At 64.7% G+C, this 20,269-nt stretch carries 15 protein-coding genes; 10 read left to right on the top strand and 5 right to left on the bottom strand.

The window, feature by feature from the left end; all coding sequences use genetic code 11:
- Positions 1-180: 180 nt before the first annotated feature.
- The 8 genes from ORS3428_RS00590 to ORS3428_RS00555 all read left to right on the top strand — a co-directional run bounded on the left by ORS3428_RS00590 (position 181) and on the right by ORS3428_RS00555 (position 14,102).
- Positions 181-5,661 carry an alpha-2-macroglobulin family protein gene (locus ORS3428_RS00590; RefSeq protein WP_071093859.1) on the top strand — a complete coding sequence of 1,827 codons (5,481 nt, stop codon included), beginning with the start codon at positions 181-183 and terminating at the stop codon, positions 5,659-5,661.
- 178 nt (positions 5,662-5,839) lie between these two features.
- Positions 5,840-7,930, top strand: coding sequence for a penicillin-binding protein 1C (gene pbpC / locus ORS3428_RS00585; protein ID WP_108722941.1), 2,091 nt, complete (start codon positions 5,840-5,842; stop codon positions 7,928-7,930).
- Positions 7,931-8,274: 344 nt separating this feature from the next.
- Positions 8,275-9,303: a sulfate ABC transporter substrate-binding protein gene (locus ORS3428_RS00580; protein WP_071093857.1), complete on the top strand. Its 1,029-nt coding sequence runs from the start codon at positions 8,275-8,277 to the stop codon at positions 9,301-9,303.
- Positions 9,304-9,393: 90 nt separating this feature from the next.
- Positions 9,394-10,245 carry a sulfate ABC transporter permease subunit CysT gene (gene cysT, locus ORS3428_RS00575; protein ID WP_071093856.1) on the top strand — a complete coding sequence of 284 codons (852 nt, stop codon included), beginning with the start codon at positions 9,394-9,396 and terminating at the stop codon, positions 10,243-10,245.
- On the top strand, positions 10,238-11,122 hold the full coding sequence (gene cysW, locus ORS3428_RS00570) for a sulfate ABC transporter permease subunit CysW (protein ID WP_071093855.1): 885 nt from the start codon (positions 10,238-10,240) through the stop codon (positions 11,120-11,122). Before cysT ends, cysW begins: the two co-directional genes overlap by 8 nt.
- A gap of 13 nt (positions 11,123-11,135) precedes the next feature.
- On the top strand, positions 11,136-12,176 hold the full coding sequence (locus ORS3428_RS00565) for a sulfate/molybdate ABC transporter ATP-binding protein (RefSeq protein WP_071093854.1): 1,041 nt from the start codon (positions 11,136-11,138) through the stop codon (positions 12,174-12,176).
- Positions 12,177-12,407: 231 nt separating this feature from the next.
- Positions 12,408-12,857 (top strand): RrF2 family transcriptional regulator, encoded by a 450-nt coding sequence (locus ORS3428_RS00560; protein ID WP_071093853.1) that lies wholly within the window; start codon positions 12,408-12,410, stop codon positions 12,855-12,857.
- 93 nt (positions 12,858-12,950) lie between these two features.
- Positions 12,951-14,102: a hypothetical protein gene (locus ORS3428_RS00555; protein ID WP_071093852.1), complete on the top strand. Its 1,152-nt coding sequence runs from the start codon at positions 12,951-12,953 to the stop codon at positions 14,100-14,102.
- Between the two features lie 86 nt (positions 14,103-14,188).
- Here the strand turns inward: ORS3428_RS00555 and ORS3428_RS00550 are convergent, their stop codons facing one another.
- Both ORS3428_RS00550 and ORS3428_RS00545 read right to left on the bottom strand, forming a co-directional pair.
- Positions 14,189-14,722: a gluconokinase gene (locus ORS3428_RS00550; RefSeq protein WP_071094040.1), complete on the bottom strand. Its 534-nt coding sequence runs from the start codon at positions 14,720-14,722 to the stop codon at positions 14,189-14,191.
- Positions 14,719-15,891 (bottom strand): MFS transporter, encoded by a 1,173-nt coding sequence (locus ORS3428_RS00545; protein WP_071094039.1) that lies wholly within the window; start codon positions 15,889-15,891, stop codon positions 14,719-14,721. Before ORS3428_RS00545 ends, ORS3428_RS00550 begins: the two co-directional genes overlap by 4 nt.
- Before the next feature lie 218 nt (positions 15,892-16,109).
- Here ORS3428_RS00545 and ORS3428_RS00540 point away from each other — a divergent pair, with 218 nt between their 5' ends.
- Positions 16,110-16,397 (top strand): DUF3175 domain-containing protein, encoded by a 288-nt coding sequence (locus tag ORS3428_RS00540; protein WP_071093851.1) that lies wholly within the window; start codon positions 16,110-16,112, stop codon positions 16,395-16,397.
- 36 nt (positions 16,398-16,433) lie between these two features.
- On the opposite strand, the gene ORS3428_RS00535 is transcribed toward ORS3428_RS00540, so the two are convergent.
- Positions 16,434-17,210: a FadR/GntR family transcriptional regulator gene (locus ORS3428_RS00535; protein ID WP_071093850.1), complete on the bottom strand. Its 777-nt coding sequence runs from the start codon at positions 17,208-17,210 to the stop codon at positions 16,434-16,436.
- Between the two features lie 100 nt (positions 17,211-17,310).
- Entirely contained in the window at positions 17,311-18,207 is an 897-nt protein-coding gene (locus tag ORS3428_RS00530) for an NAD-dependent epimerase/dehydratase family protein (protein WP_071093849.1), read from the bottom strand.
- 157 nt (positions 18,208-18,364) lie between these two features.
- Here ORS3428_RS00530 and ORS3428_RS00525 point away from each other — a divergent pair, with 157 nt between their 5' ends.
- Complete coding sequence (locus ORS3428_RS00525; RefSeq protein WP_071094038.1) at positions 18,365-19,303, top strand: NAD(P)-dependent oxidoreductase; 939 nt, start codon at positions 18,365-18,367, stop codon at positions 19,301-19,303.
- Between the two features lie 177 nt (positions 19,304-19,480).
- On the opposite strand, the gene ORS3428_RS00520 is transcribed toward ORS3428_RS00525, so the two are convergent.
- Entirely contained in the window at positions 19,481-20,251 is a 771-nt protein-coding gene (locus tag ORS3428_RS00520) for a FadR/GntR family transcriptional regulator (RefSeq protein WP_071093848.1), read from the bottom strand.
- Positions 20,252-20,269: the final 18 nt, after the last annotated feature.

Raw genomic sequence — 20,269 nt, 5'->3', positions numbered from 1 at the left:
ATTCACACCTTTTGCACTTTCGCAAGAATGTGTGATCCATCTCATAGAGGTTCTGTCGAAATACCGGCCTTTGGCCGGCGTGGAAACCGTTGGCAGGTTGAAAAACCTGCCGCGTTCCGGCGTTGACAAGCCCGCTTGACGCTTGCTCATACCCGGACGCTGCAATGTCGGGAGGGTGATGTGGCAATGCGCGCGGCTCGTGGTCTCTCTTTACTTCTCCTTATCTTCTTCGCATTGAGCGCCGCCGCGCAAGCGGCCGAAGCCCGGYGAATTGTGACGAAGGACAATTCCGACTATTTCGGTTTCGACCTGAGGTCGGACCAGAATGTCAGCCTCGACCAGTGCAAGACCACATGCCTCGGCGATCCCGCCTGCCGCGCCTTCACCTACAACACCAAGGCCAAGTGGTGCTTTCTCAAATCCGACTATAACCAGCTGAAACCCTTCGGCGGCGCCGTCGCCGGCAAGATCGTCAATGTCGATGGCGACCCCGACATCGGCGCCCCGCCGGCGCTTGCCTTTTTTCCCAACTGGATGGCCGACCAGGCCCAGCAGTTCCGCAACAAGCTGACAGATCYGGCCTATGACAAGCCGACCGAGGGGCTGGCGGCGCTCCAGGCCGCGGCCGAGCAGGCGGCGCGGACCGGAGACCATCGCCTGGCCATGCAAAAATACCAGGCAGCACTGTCCGTCCTRCCGGACGACGGCGCGCTCTGGCTGGCACTGGCGCGTGAGACGCTGGGCGTGCAGCCGGCTGCCAACACCTCCGAACCATCCACCTTGCCGGCAAATGTCACCTCGGCCGCGTTCAACGCCTACAAGCTGGTGCGCACCGCAAAGACCCGCGCCGAGGCGCTGGCGCTGCTTGCCGAAGGCCTCGATAAGCGTGACCTCTTCCGGCCGGCGCTGCAGGCCTATGAGGCGAGCCTCGCGCTGGTGAATTCGCCCGCAGTCCAGGCCGACTATGCCGATCTCAAGGCGCGCAAGGGCTTCCGCGTCGTCGAGCACACGGTCGATGCCGATTCCGCTTCGCCGCGCATCTGCGCGCAGTTTTCCGAGGAACTGGTCAAGACCGGCGTCGACTATTCGCAGTTCGTCACTGTCGACAACGCCGCTCCCAAGGCCGTCGAGGCCAAGGACAAACAGATCTGCGTCGAGGGGCTGGAGCACGGCCAGCACTATGACGTGACCTTCCGCGCCGGCCTGCCGGCCGCCATCGGCGAGACGATCGCCGCCCCGGTCGTGCTGTCGATCTATGTCCAGGATCGCGCTCCATCGGCTCGCTTCACCGGCGACAGCTTTGTGCTGCCGGCCGGCGCGCGCCGCGGCATTCCGGTGGTCACCGTCAATATGAACGCCGCCAAGATGAAGCTCTACCGCATCGGCGACCGGTCCCTGGCGCAGCTTCTGTCCGGCTATCAGTTCCTGCATCAGCTCGACGGCTATGACATTTCCACCATTTCCGGCCAGATCGGCGAGCCCGTCTGGGAAGGCACGCTCGACATCGCCAACGACCTCAACAAGGAGGTCACCACCTCCTTCCCGGTGGACGAAGCGATCCCGCATCGCAAGCCCGGCGTCTATGTGCTGACCGCGCAACCGGTCGACGAAAAGAGCGACGACTACAATTCGCGCGCCACCCAGTGGTTCGTCGTTTCCGATATCGGCTTGTCCACCTATGCCGGCCAGGATGGGCTGAACGTCTTTGCCCGTTCGCTCGGCTCCGCCAAGCCGATTCCCGGCGCCGAAGTGACGCTRCTTGCCAAGAACAACGAGATCCTCGGCGCGGCGACCACCGATGCCGAAGGCCATGTGGTCTTCAACCCCGGGCTGACGCGCGGCGAAGGCGGCATGGTGCCGGCCGTGCTGATGGCCAGGCAGGGCGACAACGACTTCGTCTTCCTCGACATGGGCCGCGCCGGCTTCGACTTGTCGGATCGCGGCGTCGCTGGCCGTACCGCGCCCGGCGCGCTCGACGTCTATGCCTGGACCGAGCGCGGCATCTACCGCGCCGGCGAGGACGTGCATGTGGCGGCCCTTGCCCGCGACGGTGCCGCCAAGGCGGTCGGGAACCTGCCGCTGACCTTCATCTTCATGCGGCCTGACGGCGTCGAGAACCGCCGCATCGTCAGCGACGGCGCCTCGGCCGGCGGCCACGCCGTCGATCTGCCGCTGGAGCCCAACGCCATGCGCGGCACCTGGACGGTGTCGATCTACACCGATCCCAAGCAGGCGCCGGTGGCGAGCCAGATGTTCCTGGTCGAGGACTTTGTGCCGGATCGCATCGAGTTTGACCTGACGGCCGACAAGAAGGAGCTCGCCCAAGGCGAGACCGCCAATGTCAGCGTTGACGGACGCTTCCTCTACGGCGCACCAGCCGCCGGCCTTGCGCTGGAAGGCGAGATGACGCTGTCGACCACCAGCGGTTGGGACCGGTTCAAGAATTTCACCTTCGGCCTCGCCGACGAGCAGTCGTCCGAGCCTTCGGTGACGCCTCTCAGCAACCTTCCCGTCGTCGGCGACAACGGCAAGGCGAGCTTTCCGGTCTCGATCGACCAGCTGCCGTCCACCACCAAGCTGGTCAATGCCAAGGTCACCGTGCGCATGCGGGAGGCCGGCGGCCGCGCCGTCGAACGCTCGCTCGACGTCGCCGTCCATCCGGAAAAGGACATGATCGGCATCCGCCCCGACTTCCAAGGCGGCGAGGTGCCGCAAGGCGGAACGGCGAAGTTCAGCATCATCGCCGTCGATCCGAACGGCAAGCGCGAGGAGCTGAAAGGCGCCCAGTGGTCACTGGTGAAGGTCGAGCGCAATTACCAATGGTATCGTTCCAACAATTCCTGGAACTATGAACCGGTGAATCTGACCAAGGCCGTCGCCAACGGCCAGATCGACCTGAGGGACGATGGCGAGGCGACCGTGTCGCTGCCCGTCGACTGGGGCCGCTACCGGCTTGAGGTCGAGACGGCCGACCCCGACGGACCGGCGACCAGCTATGAGTTCGACGCCGGCTGGTATGTCGCCTCCACCACCACCGAGACACCTGACGGCCTGGAGATCGCTCTCGACAAAGATACTTACGCCGGCGGCGAGGTCGCTAAGCTGAAGGTTTCGCCGCATTTTGCCGGCGAGCTGCTCGTCACAATCGGAGCCGAGAAACTGCTCAAGACCGTCACCGCCTCGGTGCCGGCCGGCGGCGGCACCGTCGACATTCCGGTCGGCGACGACTGGGGCGCCGGCGCCTATGTCACGGCGACCTTGTTCAGGCCGGGCGATGCCGAGCAGTCGCGCATGCCGGCCCGCGCCATCGGCGTCAAATGGCTGACCGTCGATCCGGGCTCGAAGAAACTCGCCGTCACGCTGACGCCGCCCGAAAAGACCGCCCCGCGCCAGCAACTGTCGATCCCGGTCGCCGTCAACGGCGCTCAACCCGGCAGCAACGCCTATGTGATGGTTGCGGCCGTCGATGTCGGCATCCTCAACCTCACCAACTACAAGGCGCCGGATCCGGAGAACTGGTTCTTCGGCCAGCGCATGCTGGGACTCGAGATCCGCGACCTCTATGGCCGCCTGATCGACGGCTCGCTCGGCACCACCGGCAAACTGCGGACCGGCGGTGACRGCGCCAACATGCAGTCGCAAGGCAGCCCGCCAACCGAAAAGCTGGTGGCCTTCTTCTCCGGCCCGGTCGAGCTCGGTGCCGACGGCAAGGCGCGCATCGACTTCGACCTGCCGCAGTTCAACGGCACGGTGCGCGTCATGGCTGTCGCCTGGACCAAGGAAGCGGTCGGGCATGCGCAGACCGATGTGATCGTGCGCGATCCGGTAGTGATCACCGCGGGCCTGCCACGCTTCCTGGCCCCGGGCGATGCCGCCACGATGCGTCTCGACATCGCCGACACCGACGGTCCTGCCGGCGATTACAAGCTGTCGGTCACCACGACACGCGATCTCTCGACCGGCGACAAGCCCCTGCCCGAGAAGCTGACGCTCGCACAGGGCAAGAGGCAATCGCTCTCCTTCCCGCTGATTGYGCGGACGGCTGGCGATGCTTCGATCACCGTCAAGCTCGCGCATGACAGTGGAACCGAGGTCGAGCAGACGCTCTATCTGCCGGTGCGCCCGTCGCAGCTTCCGGTCACCAACCGCATGGTGGTCGACCTGAAGCCCAATGGCGGCGCGCTGCGCGTCGACAAGGAATTGCTCGCCGCAAGCGTGCTCGACGGCGCTTCGGTGAGCGTCGGCGTCTCGCAGGCGTCCGCCTTCGACGTGCCCTCGCTGCTGATGAGTCTCGACCACTACCCCTATGGCTGCGCCGAGCAGACCACCAGCCGCGCCATGCCGCTGCTCTATGTCAATGACATGGCCGCCAGCATCGGCATGGGGAGCGATCCCGAGCTGCACGGCCGCATCCAGGACGCCATCTACAGGGTGCTAAGCTACCAGGCCTCAGGCGGCAGCTTCGGCCTCTGGGGTCCGGGCTCCGGCGATCTCTGGCTCGACGCCTATGTCACCGAGTTCCTGACCCGGGCGCGCGAGCAGAAATACGACGTCCCGGCGCAGGCTATGAACCAGGCTCTGAACAACCTGCAGAACTCGCTCGGCTACGACCAGGATGTCCAGGACCGCGGCAGYGACATCGCCTATGCGCTCTACGTGCTCGCCCGCAACAAGAAGGCCTCGATCGGCGACCTGCGCTATTACGCCGACACGCAGCTCGAAGCCTTCTCGAGCCCCATGGCCGTCGCCCAGCTCGCGGCAAGCCTCGCGCTCTATGGTGACACGCAGCGTTCGGAAGCCACCTTCCAGGCGGCGCTGCGTCTGGCAAAGGCAAGCACCGAGTATGACTACTACCGCTCCGACTACGGCTCGCCGCTCCGCGATGGTGCGGCGATGCTGGCCCTGGCGGCTGAATCGAAGCCGGTGCCGAGCATCGTCCCGCAGCTGATCAAGCTGGTGGCGAGGGAGCGCGCCGACGCCAGTTGGACGAGCACCCAGGACGAATCCTGGATGCTGCTCGCCGCGCGGGCGCTGAAGGAAGGCAATGAGTCCATCATGCTTTCCGTCAATGGCGCGCCGCATTCGGGCGGCTATTCCGACCGGGTCGCCGGCAGTGAGCTGGTTGACAGCCCGCTCACCATCGCCAACACCGGCAAGACGCCGCTGCAGGCGGTTGTTACGGCGGTGGCCGCACCAGTCGAGCCGCTGCCGGCCGGCGGCGACGGCTTCACCATCGAGCGCACCTACTACAAGCTCGACGGCACCGAGGCCAATGTGACGGAGGCCAAGCAGAACGAGCGTTACGTGGTCGTGTTCAAGGTCTACGAGCAGAACAAATGGCCTTCGCGCCTGCTGATCACCGACCTGTTGCCGGCCGGCTTCGAGATCGACAATCCAAGCCTGGTCTCCAGCGCGCAATTGTCGAACTTCTCCTGGCTGGCGCAGACCGACGCCGCGCATCTGGAGTTCCGCGACGACCGTTTCGTCGCGGCCTTCAACCCCAACGAGGGCGATGGCGACCGCAACATCACGCTGGCCTATGTCGTGCGCGCCGTGACGCCCGGCACCTACGCCCATCCGGCGGCGACGGTGGAGGACATGTATCGGCCGCAATACTCGGCCCGCACCGCCTCCGGCATGATGGAGGTCAAGGCGGAGTAACGATGAAAGGGATCGCCACCTGCGCGGCTGAGGCTAACCACGCAACATCGCGCTGCCCCTCACCCTTACCCTCTCCCCGTGAACGACGGGGAGAGGGGTCGCCAGCGCTGCAGCCAGCTCCCTTCTCCCCGTCACTATACGGGGAGAAGGTGCCGGCAGGCGGATGAGGGGCGGCGCCATGCTCTCGAGAAAAATCTTCCGCCGCACGGCCATAGCAGGCATCTCTTTCGCCTGCCTTGTCGCCCTTTCCGCAGCCGCCCTCTGGGAGCTCGACCGCGCCTTCCCGCCGCCGCTGCCGGCAACCCTGACCGTCTCGACCGAAGTGCAGGATCGCGACGGCCAGCTTTTGCGTGCATTCGCAACGCCGGACGGCTACTGGCGGCTCGAAACGCGGCTCGACCAGGTCGACAAGCAGTTCGTCGACATGCTGGTCGCCTATGAGGACAAGCGCTTCTGGGACCACCGGGGCGTCGACGTGCTGGCGCTCTGCCGCGCCGCCGGCCAGTTCGTCGCCAGCGGCCATATCGTTTCCGGCGGCTCGACGCTGTCAATGCAGCTTGCCCGGCTGATCGAGCCGCGCGACAGCCGCAGTCTCGGCTCCAAGCTCAAGCAGATCCTGCGCGCCATCCAGATCGAACGGCGGCTTTCCAAGCAGGAGATTCTCGAGCGCTACCTGACGCTTGCGCCTTACGGCGGCAATCTCGAAGGCGTGCGCGCCGCTTCGCTCGCCTATTTCGGCAAGGAACCGAAACGGCTGACCGTTTCGGAATCGGCCCTGCTCGTGGCGTTGCCGCAGCTGCCGGAAAAACGCCGGCCCGACCGCAACCTCGACATCGCGCATGCCGCGCGCGACCGCGTGCTCACCCGTATGGTTTCGGCCGGCCTACTCAACGATAGAGAGGCCGCGCGCGCCGCGCTCGACGACGTCGCCGGCCTGYGCCGCAAGCTGCCGGCGCTGGCGGCGCACGCCTCCTATGCCATGCTGCCCAAGGCCGAGCCCGGCAAGCCGCTGCAGCTCACCATCCGCAGAAGCGTCCAGCAAGGGCTGGAGCAGGTGGCGAAGGACGCTGCCAGAAAACTCGGCCCGAAGCTGTCCGTTGCCATGGTGATGGCCGATGCGCGCACCGGCGACATCCTCGGCGAGGTCGGCTCCGCCGATTTCTTCGACGCCAGCCGTTCCGGTTGGATCGACATGACCAAGGTCGTGCGCTCRCCGGGCTCGACGCTGAAGCCCTTCATCTACGGGCTGGCCTTCGAGCAGGGCCTGGTGGCGCAGGAGACGATCATCGAGGACAGCCCGRCCGATTTCGGCGGCTACCGGCCGAAGAACTTCGACATGGGCTACCAGGGCGACGTCAGCATCCGCCAGGCGTTGCAGCTGTCGCTCAACGTGCCGGCGATCCGGGTGCTCGACGCCGTTGGCCCGGCGCGGCTGACGGCGCGCTTCCGCCAGGCCGGCGTCAACCCAATCCTGCCGATCAACGAGGCGCCAGGCCTGGCGATCGGGCTTGGCGGCGTCGGCGTCACTTTGCGCGACCTGGTGCAGCTCTATACCGGCCTCGCCAATGGCGGGAAGATGCACACGCTGCATGACGGCACCGAGCCGGCCAATGCCCAGCGCACCTCCGCCACCATCCTCGACGACCAGGCGGCCTGGCAAATCAATGACATATTGTCCGGTGTTAAGCCCCCGGAAGGGGCTGCCCCGCGCGGCATCGCCTACAAGACCGGCACTTCCTATGGCTATCGCGATGCCTGGTCGGTCGGCTTCGACGGCCGCTATGTGCTGGGTGTTTGGGTGGGCCGTGCCGACGCCAGCCCCATCCCCGGCCTTTCCGGCTATGTCTCGGCCGCGCCGATCCTGTTCGAAGGCTTTGTCCGCTCGGGTCTGGCCAGCGTGCCGCTGCCCGGCCGTCCGCCGGGCGTCTTCAACCCCAAACGCGAGGAATTGCCGGTGACGCTCGCCCGCTTCGGCGCCGGATCGGACGGGCTGGTGCAGGCAACACCGACCGAGCCGGCGCCCACTATCATCTTCCCGCCGGATGGTGCCCGCGTCGATCTCGGCACCAATTCGGGAGACGCGACGCCGCTGGTGCTGAAGCTTCAGGGCGGCAGGGCGCCGTTCCGCTGGCTAGCCAACGGCAAGCCGCTCGCGGGCATCGACCGCCGCCGCACCGCGACCTGGCAGCCGGACGGCACCGGCTACTCGACGTTGACGGTGATCGACGCCGCTGGGCGCGCGGCCACGGTGAAGGTTTTTGTTGAATAGAAGGCGCCAAGCGATTCAGCGCGTTGCCTTTCCGAAACGCCACACGCTGCCGGCTTTTGCAACTATGCCCGCGAATGGTGGCACTTCACGCTGGCCAACGAGCCTTCGCCGAACAGCGCTTCGATTTCCCGGTGACTGCCGACGGCCGTAGGACTTGCCTCAAGCGGGACCGGCCCTAATTAGGCCGGCTGACACGGAACGACGTTGCCGCCCGTTGAGGAAGCTATTCCCCCATTCTGGCAAAGCTCGGCGAAAAATTGCTGCGAGGAGGTGAAAAAGGGAACATTCAATGCATCTAATTTCTATAAAGTCGCTAGAATTCGTGCAGTTCAACGGAGGCGGAAATGACCAACCCTCATTTCACGAAACTGCTCGGCGCCCTGGTCGCCACATCCGTCCAGTTCGGCACGCTCGGTTTCGCATTTGCCGACACGACCATTTTGAATGTGTCCTACGACCCCACACGTGAACTCTACAAGGCTTATGACGAAGCGTTTGCCGCGCATTGGAAGGCACAGACCGGCGAAACCGTCACCATCCAGCAGTCGCATGGCGGATCGGGCGCACAGGCCCGGGCCGTCATTGACGGCCTCGACGCCGATGTCGTGACCCTCGCGCTCGAAAGCGACATCAACGCCATCGCTTCGAAAACGAAGAAGATCAATCCGGACTGGCGCACGAAGTTCGAGAACAACTCGGYGCCCTACACCTCGACCATCATCTTCCTGGTGCGCAAGGGCAACCCCAAGGGCATCCGCGACTGGAACGATCTGGTGAAGGACGGCGTCCAGGTGATCACCCCGAACCCGAAGACTTCAGGAGGCGCGCGCTGGAACTACCTCGCCGCCTGGGCCTACGCCAACGCCAATGACGGCAACGACGAAGCCAAGACCAAGGAATTCGTCGGCAAGCTTTATGCGAACGTCCCGATCCTCGACACCGGTGCCCGCGGCTCGACCACGACCTTCGCGCAGAAGGGCCTCGGCGACGTGCTGATCGCCTGGGAAAACGAGGCCTATCTCGCGCTCGACGAGTTCGGTGCCGATAATTTCGACGTCGTCTATCCGCCGAGTTCGATCCTGGCCGAGCCGCCGGTCGCCGTGGTCGATGCCAATGTCGACGCCAAGGGCACGCGCAAGGTTGCCGAGGCCTATCTCAGCTGGCTCTATTCCAAGGAAGGCCAGACCTTGATCGCCAAGAACCACTACCGCCCGGCCAAGCCAGACCTCGTGCCCGCCGAGGATCTCGCTAAGCTGCCGCCGATCAAGCTTGTCACCATCGACGACCCGCAGTTCGGCGGCTGGAAAAAGGCGCAGCCCTACCATTTCGGCGACGGCGGTATCTTCGACCAGATCTATAAGCCGGCCCGGTAAGGCCAGACGGCCGGGCGGGTCAGGCGCGCCTTTCGAAAGCGACTGCGAACGGCCATTCTGGTTTCAAGAGAAGGGGCGATCCGGAAGAGCATGACCACAGCACCCGCTAAAGCGGCGTGGCGGTTCAGACAGCCGAGCGTCATTCCGGGCTTCGGATTGACGCTCGGCTTCTCGCTTGCCTACCTCACGCTCATCATCCTCATTCCGCTCTCCGGACTGGTCTGGCGTTCGGCCGCACTCGGCTGGATCGATTTCTGGGCGATCGCCGCCGACCGGCGCACCCTCAACGCGCTCAAGATCAGCTTTGGCGCCGCCCTCATCGCTGCCGCCGTCAATGTGGTTTTCGGCACCGTCGTCGCCTGGGTGCTGGTCCGTTACCGTTTCCTCGGGCGCCGCATCGCCGATGCTATGGTCGACCTGCCCTTTGCGCTGCCCACGGCGGTCGCCGGCATCGCGCTCACCACGCTTTATGCGCCGAACGGCTGGATCGGCCAGCTGCTGATGCCGCTCGGCATCAAGGTCGCCTATACGCCGGTCGGCATCGTCGTGGCGCTGGTCTTCATCGGGCTGCCTTTCGTCGTGCGCACTGTCCAGCCGGTCATGGAGGAGCTCGACAAGGAGGTCGAGGAAGCGGCCGCCACGCTTGGCGCCAGCCGCTTCCAGATCATCACCCGCGTGCTCTTCCCCGGCCTGGCGCCGGCCATCGTCACCGGTTTCTCGCTCGCCTTCGCGCGCGGCGTCGGCGAATACGGCTCGGTCATCTTCATCGCCGGCAACCTGCCCTTCAAATCGGAGATCGCGCCCCTTCTGATCGTCATCAGGCTCGAGGAATACAATTACGAGGCGGCAACCGCGATCGCCGCGATCATGCTGGCGCTGTCGTTCGTCATGCTCCTGGTCGTCAACCTCGTGCAGACATGGAGCCGCAAGCGCTATGGCTGAGCCCGAGATCAAATCCTACGAGCCGTTTCACGAGAGCCAGTCGGCTGCGGTGACCGAAAGCCGGCCGGTGAAGGCCGCGCTGATGGCGATCGCCCTCGCCTTCCTCGCCGTCTTCCTGCTTCTGCCGCTGATTGTCGTCTTCCACGAGGCACTTGCCAACGGAATCGCCGCCTACACGGAAGCGCTTACGAGCCCCGACACGCGATCGGCCGTCCGCCTGACGCTGCTGGTGGCGGCGATCTCGGTGCCGCTCAACGTCGTTTTCGGCATCTCGGCCGCCTGGGCGATCGCCAAGTTCGAGTTCAAGGGCAAGGCGTTCCTGACCACGCTGATCGACCTCCCCTTCTCGGTGTCGCCGGTCATTTCCGGCCTGGTCTATGTACTGCTCTTCGGCGCGCAGGGGCTGCTCGGCGAATGGCTGAAGGCGCACGGCATCGTCATCCTGTTCGCCGTTYCGGGCATCGTGCTCGCCACCGTGTTCGTCACCTTCCCCTTTGTTGCCCGCGAWCTGATCCCGCTGATGCAGGAACAGGGCAATGGCGACGAGGAGGCGGCCCTCTCGCTCGGCGCCAGTGGCTGGCAGACCTTCTGGTATGTGACGCTGCCCAACGTCAAATGGGGGCTGCTCTACGGCGTGCTTCTCTGCAACGCGCGCGCCATGGGCGAGTTCGGCGCTGTGTCGGTGGTGTCGGGCCACATACGCGGCCTCACCAACACCATGCCGCTGCATGTTGAAATCCTCTACAATGAGTACAACGCCGCAGGCGCCTTCGCCGTGGCTTCGCTGCTGGCCGGCCTGGCGCTGGTGACGCTGGTTTTGAAAACGCTTCTCGAGATGCGCTACGGCGCCGAGCTCGCCGCGACGCGCGGACACTGACTGAGGGATCTTTATGGAAGTTCGCGTTGTCAACGTGCGCAAGGAGTTTGAGCGGTTTCCGGCGCTCCACGACGTGTCGCTCGACATCGGCTCCGGCGAGCTCATCGCGCTGCTTGGGCCCTCAGGTTCCGGCAAGACCACCCTGCTCAGGCTGATCGCCGRCCTGGAGCGGCCGACCAAGGGCGCGATCTTCTTCGGCGACGAGGACGCCTCGCAGAAGTCGATCCAGGAGCGCAATGTCGGCTTCGTCTTCCAGCATTACGCGCTGTTCCGCCACATGACGGTGGCCGACAATATCGGCTTCGGCCTCAAGGTCCGGCATGGCGCGGCGAGGCCGTCGACGCAGGAAATCCGCCGCCGCGCTTCCGAGCTCCTCGATCTTGTCCAGCTCTCCGGGCTGGAAAAGCGCTATCCGGCGCAGCTCTCCGGCGGCCAGCGCCAGCGTGTAGCGCTCGCGCGCGCCATGGCGATCGAGCCCAAGGTGCTGCTGCTCGACGAGCCGTTCGGCGCCCTCGACGCGCAGGTGCGCCGCGAGCTGCGCCGCTGGCTGCGTGAGATCCACGATGCCACCGGCCACACGACGGTTTTCGTCACCCACGACCAGGAGGAGGCGCTCGAGCTCGCCGACCGCGTGGTGGTGATGAGCCAGGGCCGCATCGAGCAGGTTGGCACAGCCGACGATATCTATGACATGCCGAACTCGCCCTTCGTCTACAGCTTCATCGGCGAATCGAGCTCGCTGCCGGTCAAGGTCGACAGTGGCGAGGTCTGGATCGCCGACAGGCCGATCGGACTGCAGGCGCCGCACGCTCCTTCCGGCGAGGCCCTGCTCTACTTCCGCCCGCACGATGTCGAGCTTCTCGAAGGCTGCAGCGGCTGCATCGCCGGGACGGTCGCCGCCAGCCGCCGCGTCGCCGGCACGAGGCGTGTCGAGCTCGAGGTGGGCGGCGAACGCCAGCGCGTCGAGATCGAACTGCCGGTCGACCATCCGGCGGCGCAGAAGAGCCGAGTGGCCTTCAGGCCGCGCCGCTGGAAGCTTTTTCCGGCCTCCTGAAGAAAACCGGGCATTTGCCGGTTTTCTCCGCGTCCCAAGCCGGCATCGCTTTTGCTGCCGGAAATTGCAGCGGCCAGTGTTTAAAAGTTACAAAGAATCAACGCGTTTGCGCCTAAACCTGTGCTGACGAATTGTTGTGCCAAATCGATCTGCTCGGCCATACTGTCATGATTTGCACACAAACAACCGCCAGATGCAGTGCAACTGGGGTTTGATGAAACTGAATCGGGCATGCTGACCAAAAAAGGCAAATACGGCCTCAAGGCTCTCGTGCATCTTTCCGGCCTGYCGGCTGGCCAGCTCGCATTCGTGAACGACATAGCGGTCGCCAACAATATCCCGAAGAAGTTCCTGGATGCGATCCTGGGCGAATTGCGCAATGCCGGCTTCGTGCAGAGCCGCAAGGGCAAGGAAGGCGGCTACCGCCTTGCCAGGCCCGCTTCCGAGATCAAGATCGGCCATGTCGTGCGCGTGCTTGACGGGCCGCTGGCGCCGATCCCTTGCGCCAGCCGCACGCAATACCAGCGCTGCAAAGATTGCGACGAGGCGACGTGCCAGGTCCGTCATATGATGCTGGAAGTGCGCCAAGCGATCGCCGAGGTGCTCGACAATCGCAGCCTCGCCGCCATGCGCGACGCCGACAACGACGATTTCCCGGCCGAACTGACCTCGCAGATCTGATCACCCAACCGCGGCGCCGTGCCGTTGGTTGTCTGCGCGCGATGGACGCAGTAAAGCGGCTGACGGACGGAACAAGGTTGGGGTGTCTGACGCATGAGGCTGCCATGGCTGGGCAATTCCCGCAGCGCCAAACGGCAACCGTCATCCGCCAACATTTATCATACCGAGATCATCGCCGACGTGCCGGTGCCTGAGCGCGGTGAAAGCGTGCGCTTCTTCAGCCGCAAGCTCGTCCAGCCAGGCAAATTGCGCCGCTTCTCCAACAAGGATCTGCGCGAAAGCCTGCTGTCCTGCTTCTATCTCGGTGTGGCGGCGGCACTGCCGGTCGCATGGTGGGCGCCGATCTGCGACCGGGCCTCGACGCTGCGACGCAAGCGCCATTTTCGCAAGGAATTCGATCGCTATGACGTCGCGGTAAAAGCCGTGCTTGGCGATGACGCCGACACGCAGAGCCTTTTCAGGGGTTATCTCGCCGCCGCGCATCGCCGTCGCCTGATGCTTGCCGCCCATGTCGTTCCGCGCCGCTGGTCGCCGACAATCCGGGTCGAGGGCCTCGACGGCTTGCGCCAGGCCTTGCAGCGCGGCCGCGGCGCCATCGTCTGGTGTGACCAGTTCGCTGCCCAGACCATCATGGGCAAGCGCGCTCTCTTCGAAGCCGGCATCGAAGCTCATCAGGTCAGCGTCGACTTCCACGGCTTCTCGGAAAGCAAATTCGGCCTGCATGTGATCAACCCGCCGCTGGTCAAGGTCGAAAACCGCTTCCTGAAGAGCCGCATCGTCTTCGAGCGCGCCGACGCGTACCAGGTCACGGCGCGCATCCAGAAGACGCTGAAGGAGAACGGCGTCGTGCTGATGACCAACACCATCCATGCAGGCTCCAGCTTCACGGAGCTTGCCATGGGCGAGCGTGGCTGGACCCACCTCGCCTCGGCTCCGGCGAACTTCGCGGCACGTGCAGGTGCTGCGCTGTTTGCCATGTCGACGCTGGAGACCGAGCCGTTTCGGCAGTACCGGGCGATCATCAGCCCTGAACTGAAGCCCGATGCGACCATCCAGCCGGCTTCCCTGCGGGCAAGGGACATGGCGGCGAAGAACCTCGTCCTGCAGGCGGGCTACGTCCTGCTCAAGCGCGATCGTCTGCTGGAGGCGTTGAAACTGCATCCGGAGCAGATGTTGACCTGGTCGGGCGCCTACCGTCTCACCGAGCAGCAGGATCAAGCCGCGGTCGGCAACGACGCCGGATAAAGCGCGTCGCGCTAAAACATATTCAGACGACGCGCTTTAAGTCTTGTCGTTCCCCAAAACCGCTGCGCAGTTTTGGGCGACATGCATTAACCGAGCGCTTCCCTTACGATGCCGCCGACGCTCCGCGTCGCATCCATCGTCACTGCGTGCTCGTCCGCCCCCGGTTCTTCCAGGGTGGCGAACTGGCTGTCGACCAGGCTGGCCGGCATGAAGTGGCCTTTGCGGCCCGAAACCCTCCGCCAGGTGGTCTCGCGATCGATCTTGAGATAGAGGAAGGCGAGGTCAGGGCAGAAACCGCGCAGACGATCGCGGTAGCTTCGTTTCAGCGCCGAGCAGGCCGCCACGACTTTCTGCCCGCCGCCGACGGAGGYCGCAATGCGCTCGCCGATGGCGTCGAGCCAGCCCTCGCGCAGCGCGTCCGTCAGTGGCTCGCCGCGCGCCATCCGCRCCACGTTTTCCGCCGGATGCAACCTGTCGCCTTCGATGAAGACCGCCTTCAGCTTCTCGGCCAGCGCCTCGCCGACGGCCGTCTTGCCGCAGCCGGCCACGCCCATCACGACGATCGCCCGCGCGGAACGGAGATCTTCAAACGGCTTGGTTGTTCCTTCGCTTGCGTTCATGCCACCGCTGATGCGCTTCGGTTGGCCTTCCACAGAAGCAATGAGATCGCGGCTAGGTTCACCAGGTTCCAGACGATGCCGTTGAGGAATGCGGCCGCATAGGAACCGGTAAGATCATAGATCCATCCCGACATCCATCCGCCCGCCGCCATGCCGAAGATCGTTGCCATCATGACGATGCCGACACGTTGGCCGGCCTCCTTCGCCGGCATGTAGTCGCGCACGATGATCGCATAGCAGGGCACGATCCCGCCTTGCGACAGGCCGAACACCAGCGAGACCACATAGAGCGAGGCCAGCCCGTCGAATGGAATGTAGAAGAACAGCGACAGGCATTGCAGCGCCGAGCCGATCAGAAGCGTGTTCACCGCGCCGATGCGGTCGGCGATAAAGCCCGAGCCGATGCGGCTGACGACGCCCGCCGCCAGCATGATCGACAGCATGTCGGCACCGTGCGCGACACCATAGCCGAGGTCCATGCAGTAGGCGACGATGTGCACCTGGGGCATCGACATCGCCATGCAGCAGCCGAAACCGGCGACGACCAGCAGCGCCTGCAGAGCGGCGGGCGACAGCGAGATCGGCCGAACCGGCCGGCTGCCCGGCGCGCCCGGAGCCGCCTGATGCGGCGCTGCGCGGCGCAGCATCAGCACCAGCGGCACCATTGTCGCGAGGCAGATCACGCCGATCGCCGCATAGGTGAAGCGCCAGCCCTCGCTCTGCATCGCATAGGGCATGACCGTCGGCCAGAGCGAGCCGGCAAGGTAGCTGCCGGAGGCAGCCACGGTGACCGCGACGCCGCGGCGGCGGTGGAACCAGTGCGAAACGTCGGCGATCAGCGGACCGAAGATCGCCGACGACCCGCCCCCTATCAGAAGGCCCTGGACGAGGGTGAATACGAGGATCGACGTGGTGAGCGAGGCAAGAAGAAAGCCTGCGCTGAGCGCCGCTGCGGTGGCAAGCGCCGGTATCCAGTAGCCCATGCGGTCGATGGCACGCCCGACCAGCACATTGCCGGCGGCAAAGCCGACCATGGTCGCGGTGTAGGGCATCGAGGCGGCGGCGCGATCGACGCCGAATTCGGCCTGCACGGCGGGCAGGACCACGACCACCGACCACATGCCGGCGCCGCCGATCGTCGCCAGCAGCACCGAAACAGCAAGCCGCATCCAGGCATAGAAGCTGTCGATGCCGGTGCCGCTTGCCGAGTCTCCGGGAATTGTCGTCAAAAGCGTTTCCTATCCGCGATTCTTCAAAATCTGGCGGTTTCAGCCCACTATCGGCGCATTTCCCGCGCCGAGCAGCACCACGACGCACAAATCCGTGGCTCCAGAAACCGGAACCGGCCTCTTTCCATGGAGTTGTGCCTCAAGGAAGGAGTCTTGCCATGACCGCCAAGAAGAAATGGTCGGCCGAGGTGACCGAGCACAGCGATGCGCTGGATCTTGAGGAACACATCTTCGAATCCGACGATGCGAAAAAGATCGCCTCCTCGCTGAAGCGCTCGGCCGAGCACAGCCATCGCCGCAAGGCAGAGCCGTTCCGGTCCGCAATGTCGATGCTGAATTTCTACATCAACCGCGCCGGCAGGAATTTGCCGGAATCACGCAAGCGGGTGCTGGAAAAGGCGAAGGATGAACTGCGCGTCGCCTTCGGGCGCGAAAAGCAGAATTAGCCGGCTTGCGCGAAGCCTGGCGTGCCAGGCGGCGGCCTACCTCGATCTTATGACCTCGTCCGTATTGGCGAGCAGCTTGCGCACGGCGTTGCGTGCGGCATCCGGCCTTTGCAGCCGGATATTCCTTTCGATCGCCTCGTGCAATTTCTGGGCGTGCTGCAGATCGTCAAGTTCGCGCGTCGTGTAGGTGAAGAGATGGTCGAAGGCGGATTCGATCAGCACGCCGAGCGGGACCAGGAGGTCGTTGCCCGACGCCCGCAATATGGCGAGGTGGAAGCGCGTGTCGGCGCGTGTCCGCTCCTGCAGGTTGGTCGCCTCGCCCATCTCGCGGCAGGCCTGGCTGATCTCGGCCATCTGCTCGTCGGTGCGCCGCATCGCGGCAAAGGCGGTCGCCTCCGGCTCGATGATGTGGCGGAATTCCTGGACCGTTTTGAGGAAGACTTCACGGTCCGGCGAGGTCGCGTACCAGGAGAGCACATCGCGGTCGAGGAGGTTCCAGCGCTCCTTCGGCTCCACCCAACTGCCGATCTTGGGCCGCGACGCCAGAAGGCTCTTTGCCATCAACATCTTGATCGCCTCGCGAACCGCCGAGCGGCTGACGTCGAAGGTTTCCGACCATTTGGCTTCGTTGGGCAGAATGGTGCCTGGCGGATAATCGCCGCGCACGATCCGCAGGCCGATCTCGCTGGCCAGCGACGTATGCACGCTGGCGCCCGGGATGCGCGGCGCATCGGGCCGGCGGACACCCGCCGGACGCTCGGCAAGCGCCGCTTTCGTCGGCTTTTTTTCGTTGTTCGGCTTTGCGTCCCTCATATATCCAGAAAGTCCGGTTTTCAGAAGCTGTCAAGCACGGCAAGCTAGCTTTGCCGCAAGGCGGCGCGATGTGCACAGCTCAGCCGCGATTTTGCACCCCTCACGCGGTCTTGACGTATTTGCGCCAGCTATGCTCCGGCCGGAAGCCGAGCACGTCGCGCGCCTTGCGGTTCGACAGCAGCGTCTCGAATTCGCCGAGCTCGGTCTTCACCGGGACGCCGGGATAGAAACGCTCCAGGAGTTCGGCCGTCGGTAAATCGGACGAGGTGTCGTCATTGGCCGCGTTGAACACCTGGTAGCCCAGCCCATCCTTCTCGATGGCGCGCAGCGTGATCTGCCCGAGATCGCGGGCGTCGATGTAGCTCCAGGCGATGCGCTTGCGGAAGCCGGGATCGGCGAACCATTTCGGGAACAGCGCATATTCATGCGGCTCGATGACGTTGCCGATGCGCAGCGCATAGATGTCGAAGCCGCTGCGCAGCGCAAAGGCCCGCGCCGTCTTCTCGTTGACGATCTTCGACAGCGCATAGCTGTCCATCGGATCGACATCGTAGTCCTCGTCGAGCGGGAAATGCGTCGGGTTGCGCGGCTCGTTGGCGAAGACCAGACCGTAGGTCGTCTCGCTGGAAGCGATGATCACCTTGCGGATGCCGAGCTTCACCGCCGCGTCGATGACATTGTAAGTGCCCATCGCATTGATGCGGAACACCTCGTTGTCGGGCGTGATCATGATGCGCGGGATGGCGGCGAAATGCACCACGGCATCGACCGGCTGCGCCCGCAGCGACGGATCGAACTCGTGCAGCCCCATATAGCTCGACAGCGCGTTGAACACCTGGCCGCTGTCGGTGATGTCGGTGATCAGCGTGCGCACCTTTGGGTTGTCGAGCGGCCTGGTGTCGATGTTGAGCACCTGGCAGCCATGCTCGACCAGATATTGCACGACATGGCGGCCGGCCTTGCCACTGCCGCCGGTGAACATGATCCGCTTCGTCATTTTGCTCTCCACATTGCTCACGAATTATGCGTATTGTCAGACAATATGGCATTCCGCAATCGCCCGCCACCGCCAGGCCCGCGAAACCTTCATGGCAAAGCGCGCGCCGGCCGGTCGTGCCGGCGCCGATCATCAGGAAAGACAGGGACGAAACGACATGACCAGCACCGCTGCCCGCGAAAACATCGGCTTCATCGGTCTAGGCCTGATGGGGCACGGCATCGCCAAGAACATCGTCGACAAGGGCTATCCCCTCACCTTCCTTGGCCGCAAGAACCGCAAGCCGGCGGAGGACCTGCTCGGCCGCGGCGCCAAGGAGGTATCAACGTCTCGCGAGGTGGCGGCTGCATCGGACATCGTCTTCATCTGTGTCACCGGCTCGCGCGAGGTGGAGGCGATCATCCGCRRCCCCGCYGGGCTGAAGGAAGGCTTGAGACAAGGCTCCGTGGTCGTCGATTGCTCAACATCCGATCCGACGTCGACGGTGGCGCTCGCCGCCGAACTCAATGCGCTCGGCGTCGACTATGTCGACGCACCGCTCAGCCGCACGCCGAAAGAGGCCTGGGAAGGCACGCTCGATGCCATGGTCGGCGCGCCCGACAGGGTTTTCGCCAGGCTGCAGCCCGTGATCGAGACCTGGGCCGGCCGCATCGTCCATATCGGCGACACCGGCGACGGCCATCGCATGAAGCTGCTCAACAACTTCATTTCGCTGGGCTATGCGGCGATCTATTCGGAGGCGCTGGCGTTGGCTGAGAAGGTCGGCATTTCGCCRCCGCGTTTCGACAGCGTGATCCRCAACGGCCGCATGGATTGCGGCTTCTACCAGACCTTCATGCGCTGGACGCTGGAGGGAGACCGCGACGCACACAAATTCTCAATCGCCAATGCCTTCAAGGATTTGACCTATCTGGAATCGATGGCGGGTGCCGCGGGCATTGCGAACCCATTGGGCAACGCCACCAAGAATTCCTTTGCCACCGCTTTCGCCGCCGGCCCCGCCGACCAGTATGTACCGATGCTGGCGACCCATATCGGCAAGCTCAACGGCGTCGACCTGATGCCGTCGAAGGATGGAAAAAAGCAGAAGATTTGAGGACTGCTTTGCTATCTAAGTTGGCGCTGCCCCTCACCCTTACCCTCTCCCCGTGAAGAACGGGGAGAGGGGGTCGCCAGCGTTGCGGCCAGCCCTCTTCTCCTCGTCACTATACGGGGAGAAGGTGCCGGCAGGCGTATGAGGGGCGGCGCCGGCCTTGACTTACAGATCACCTGATTATCGCCGCGACCGTTCGATCACCTCGTCGGTGTTGGCGAGCAGCTTGTGCACGGCGTTTCTCGCGGCGGCCGGACGCTGCAGGCGGATGTTCCGCTCGATCGCCTCGTGCAGCGACTGGGCCCGCCGCTGGTCGCTATGCTCGCGCGTGACGAAGACGAAGAGATGGTCGAGCGCAGACTCGATCAGCACGCCGAGCGGCACCAGCAATTCGTTGCCGGAGGCGCGCAGGATAGCCAGATGAAACCGCGTATCGGCGCGCGTGCGCTCCTGGATGTGGGTCGCCTCGCCCATCTCGCGGCAGGCCCGGCTGATCTCGACCATCTGCTCGTCGGAGCGCCGCGTCGCTGCGAAGGCGGCCGCCTCGGGTTCTATGATGTGGCGGAACTCCTGCACCGTCCTCAGGAACACCTCGCGGTCGGGCGAGGTCGCGTACCAGGCCAGCACATCGCGGTCGAGCAGGTTCCAGCGCTCCTTTGGCTCGACCCAGCTACCGATCTTCGGACGCGACGAAAGAAGGCTTTTGGCCATCAGCATCTTGATGGCTTCGCGCACCGCCGAGCGGCTGACGTTGAAGGTTTCCGACCATCTGGCTTCGTTGGGCAGGATCGTTCCCGGCGGATAGTCGCCGCGCACGATCCTCAGCCCGATCTCGCCGGCGAGCGAAGCATGCACGCTGAGGCCGGCAATCCGCGTCGCCTCGGGCCGGCGTAAGGTGGCGGCCGGCGGGGATGCGCCGGCGGCGCGCTTCCTCGATCTATCGTCTGGCATCCGCGTTCCGGTGCCTCC

The organism is Mesorhizobium sp. ORS 3428 (genome assembly GCF_001854785.1).
Taxonomy (GTDB): Bacteria; Pseudomonadota; Alphaproteobacteria; order Rhizobiales; family Rhizobiaceae; genus Mesorhizobium.
This window is presented reverse-complemented; position numbering and strand designations above follow the sequence as displayed.

What these genes read in the sequence shown, in the direction of transcription:
- cysT (WP_071093856.1), top strand. Translation starts at nt 9,394, where the DNA reads ATGACCACAGCACCCGCTAAAGCGGCGTGGCGGTTCAGACAGCCGAGC.
- ORS3428_RS00555 (WP_071093852.1), top strand. Translation starts at nt 12,951, where the DNA reads ATGAGGCTGCCATGGCTGGGCAATTCCCGCAGCGCCAAACGGCAACCG.
- ORS3428_RS00545 (WP_071094039.1), bottom strand. Translation starts at nt 15,891, where the DNA reads ATGCGGCTTGCTGTTTCGGTGCTGCTGGCGACGATCGGCGGCGCCGGC.
- ORS3428_RS00540 (WP_071093851.1), top strand. Translation starts at nt 16,110, where the DNA reads ATGACCGCCAAGAAGAAATGGTCGGCCGAGGTGACCGAGCACAGCGAT.
- ORS3428_RS00535 (WP_071093850.1), bottom strand. Translation starts at nt 17,210, where the DNA reads ATGAGGGACGCAAAGCCGAACAACGAAAAAAAGCCGACGAAAGCGGCG.
- ORS3428_RS00530 (WP_071093849.1), bottom strand. Translation starts at nt 18,207, where the DNA reads ATGACGAAGCGGATCATGTTCACCGGCGGCAGTGGCAAGGCCGGCCGC.
- ORS3428_RS00520 (WP_071093848.1), bottom strand. Translation starts at nt 20,251, where the DNA reads ATGCCAGACGATAGATCGAGGAAGCGCGCCGCCGGCGCATCCCCGCCG.